A 3,417-nucleotide genomic window follows, 5' to 3' on the forward strand; every position below is an offset into this window, starting at 1 on the left:
GAGCACCTCGCCGACTGGATCGCCACCCGCGGCTACGCCACCAGCTAAACCACACAGCACACGAACGACGAAGGGCCGGACCCCACCACGGGGCCCGGCCCTTCGTCGTGTCTCAGTCGCTGGCCAGCACGGCCAGGATCTGCTCGCCGTATTTGGCGAGCTTGTTCTCGCCGACCCCGCTGACGCGGGACAGTTCGGCGAGCGTGCTCGGTGCGTCGTTGGCGATCTGGCGAAGAGTGGCGTCGTGGAAGATCACGTACGCCGGAACGCCCTGCTCCTTGGCGGTGGTCGCCCGCCAGCCGCGCAGGCGTTCGAAGACCGGCGCGGCGGTCGGGGTCAGCTCGGCGACGACGGTGGCCGAGCCGCGCGGCTTCGACGAGCGGCTCGACGTCGGCCTCTCCGGCTCGCGGCGCATCGTGACAGTACGGCGGCGGCCGAGCACGTCGGCGCTGGTGTCGGTCAGGGCGAGCGTGCCGTAGTCGCCCTCCACGGCGAGCAGCCCCTCGGCGAGCAGTTGCCGGACCACACCCCGCCACTCCGCCTCGCTCAGCTCGGAGCCGATGCCGAAGACGGTCAGCGAGTCGTGGCCGTGCTGGCTGATCTTGTCGTTGTGTTTGCCGAGCAGGATGTCGATGCAGTGCCCCGCGCCGAAGCGTTGGTTGCGCTCCCGGTCGAGGCGGAAGACCGTGGAGAGCAGCTTCTGGGCGGCGACGGTGCCGTCCCAGGACTCCGGCGGGTTGAGGCAGGTGTCGCAGTTGCCGCAGGCGGGCGTGGAGGTCTCGCCGAAGTATTCGAGCAGTTGGACGCGCCGGCAGCGCACCGTCTCGCAGAGGGCGAGCATCGCGTCCAGGTGGGCGGCGAGATTGCGGCGGTGGGCGAGGTCGCCGTCGGACGTCTCGATCATCTTGCGTTGCTGAACCACGTCCTGCAGCCCGTACGCGAGCCACGCGGTGGACGGCAGGCCGTCCCGTCCGGCGCGGCCGGTCTCCTGGTAGTAGCCCTCGACCGACTTGGGCAGGTCGAGGTGGGCGACGAAGCGTACGTCTGGCTTGTCGATGCCCATGCCGAAGGCGATCGTGGCCACCATCACCAGGCCGTCCTCCCGGAGGAAGCGTTGCTGGTTGGCGGCGCGCGTGGTGGCGTCCAGGCCCGCGTGGTACGGCAGTGCGGCGATCCCGTTGGCGACCAGGAACTCCGCCGTCTTGTCGACGGAGGCGCGGGACAGGCAGTAGACGATCCCGGCGTCGCCCGGGTGCTCGTCGCGCAGCAGTGCCAGCAGTTGCTTGCGGGGCTCCCGTTTGGGCACGATCCGGTACTGGATGTTGGGCCGGTCGAAGCTGGCCACGAAGTGGCGGGCGTCGTCGAGCTTGAGCCGGCTGGCGATCTCGGTGCGGGTGGCGCTGGTCGCGGTGGCGGTCAGCGCGATCCGTGGCACCTGCGGCCAGCGTTCGTGCAGCATCGACAGTGCCAGGTAGTCGGGGCGGAAGTCGTGCCCCCACTGGGACACGCAGTGCGCCTCGTCGATTGCGAACAGGGAGATGCGCCCCCGGTCCAGCAGGGCGAGCGTGGAGCGGACGCCGAGCGCCTCCGGGGCGAGGTAGAGCAGGTCCAACTCGCCGGCGACGAAGGCGGCCTCGACCCGCCGTCGGGCGTCCAGGCTCTGGGTCGAGTTAAGGAACCCGGCGCGGACGCCGACGGCGGTGAGCGCGTCGACCTGGTCCTGCATGAGGGCGATCAGTGGCGACACGACGACCGCGACGCCGTCGCGGACCAGGGCCGGGATCTGGTAGCACAGTGACTTGCCGCCACCGGTGGGCATCAACACCAGCGCGTCGCCGCCGTCGACCACGTGGTCGATCACGTCCTGCTGGAAGCCGCGGAAGGCGTCGTAGCCGAACACCCGGCGCAGCACCGGCAACGCGCCCTCGGTCCGCAGGTCGGTGGGGGAGGCCATCCGGGGAGTCTACGAGCCGACACCGACAGCGCCCGCCCGGCGCACCCGGGCGGTGGCTGTCACCGCCGGGCTGTCCGGCCTGGCCTGCGAAGATCGCGAAGAGCGCGCTCATGGTTACTGATCGTCATCGAGGGTGAGGGGTGGCAGGCCGTGGCGGGTGCGCGGACTCGACCCGGAAGCGGGATAGAGTCGCTGATTGACCAATCGCGGCCAACGGCGGCCGCGGCGCCACGGCTTGGGGGTACGGGTGAGCGAGGCGCGCACAGTCGGTGATCGGATCGACGACCCGGATGCGGTCGACGGACAGTCGACGGCAGAGTCGGAGACCACACTCGTGGTGGTCACCGGGCTCTCCGGCGGCGGCCGCAGCACGGTCGCCAGGGCGTTGGAGAACGTCGGCTACTACGTGGTCGACAACCTGCCACAGGCGCTGATGTTGGACATGGCCGAGCTGGCGTTCAAGGCGGGCGGCGCGGCTCGGCGTACCGCGATGGTGCTGGACGTGCGGTCGCGGGCCTTCTCCACCGACCTGGCCGGGGCGATCCGGGAGCTCAAGGAGCGCGGGTTCTCGCCTCGGGTGGTCTTCGTCGACGCCGACGACGAGGTGTTGATCCGACGGTTCGAGAGCGTTCGCCGGTCGCACCCGTTGCAGGGTGACGGGCGGCTCGCCGACGGCATCGCCGTGGAGCGCGGCCTGCTGGAGGAGGCACGCGACCAGGCCGACGTGATCATCGACACCAGCCACCTGAACGTCAACCAGCTCCGCCGGCGCATCGAGGAGCTGTTCGGCGGCGAGGACGCGCGCCGGCTGCGGGTCACTGTGCTGTCGTTCGGCTTCAAGTACGGCCTGCCGCCGGACGCCGACTTCGTGCTGGACGCCCGCTTCCTGCCCAACCCGTACTGGGTGCCGGAGCTGCGTGAGCACACCGGGCGGGAGGAGGCGGTCAGCGCGTACGTGCTGGGTCAGGAGGGCGCGGACGCCTTCGTCGCCTCGTACGCCGACCTGGTGAACGCGACGACGACCGGCTTCGAGCGGGAGGGCAAGCGGTACCTCACGGTCGCCGTGGGCTGCACGGGCGGCAAGCACCGCAGCGTGGCCATCGCCGAGGAGTTGGCCAGCCGACTGCGTCACTCCGGGTTGGCGGCGAACGCCCAGCACCGCGACCTGGGGCGGGAATGACGTCCCGGCGGGTGGTGGCGTTCGGCGGCGGGCACGGGCTGTCCGCCTCGTTGCGCGCGCTGCGTCACTGCGCCCCCGAACTCGATCTCGACATCACCGCGGTGGTCACCGTCGGGGACGACGGCGGCTCCAGCGGCCGACTGCGTGCCGAGCGGGGCGGTCTGCCCCCGGGTGATCTGCGCCAGGCGCTGGTGGCGCTGGCCGGAGCCGCCCAGTTCGACGTACAACTGGCCGTCCGGGAAGTGCTCACGTACCCCATGGGCGTACGACAGGGCCAGCGCCG

Annotated in this window: 3 protein-coding genes; 2 read left to right on the forward strand and 1 reads right to left on the reverse strand. The window is 71.1% G+C overall.

Annotated features, from left to right (window positions below; all coding sequences use genetic code 11):
• Nucleotides 1-112: 112 nt before the first annotated feature.
• Nucleotides 113-1,954: a DNA helicase RecQ gene (gene recQ / locus ACWCO3_RS33025; protein WP_450013847.1), complete on the reverse strand. Its 1,842-nt coding sequence runs from the start codon at nt 1,952-1,954 to the stop codon at nt 113-115.
• Between the two features lie 277 nt (nt 1,955-2,231).
• On the opposite strand from recQ, the gene rapZ reads away from it, so the two are divergent.
• Together rapZ and ACWCO3_RS33035 are read left to right on the forward strand one after the other, a co-directional pair.
• On the forward strand, nt 2,232-3,134 hold the full coding sequence (gene rapZ, locus ACWCO3_RS33030; protein WP_278148049.1) for an RNase adapter RapZ: 903 nt from the start codon (nt 2,232-2,234) through the stop codon (nt 3,132-3,134).
• Nucleotides 3,131-3,417 (forward strand): gluconeogenesis factor YvcK family protein (locus ACWCO3_RS33035; protein WP_450013849.1); only part of this gene is annotated, 287 nt, incomplete at its 3' end. The genes rapZ and ACWCO3_RS33035, both read left to right, overlap by 4 nt.

Source organism: Micromonospora sp. NPDC002411, from assembly GCF_053592955.1.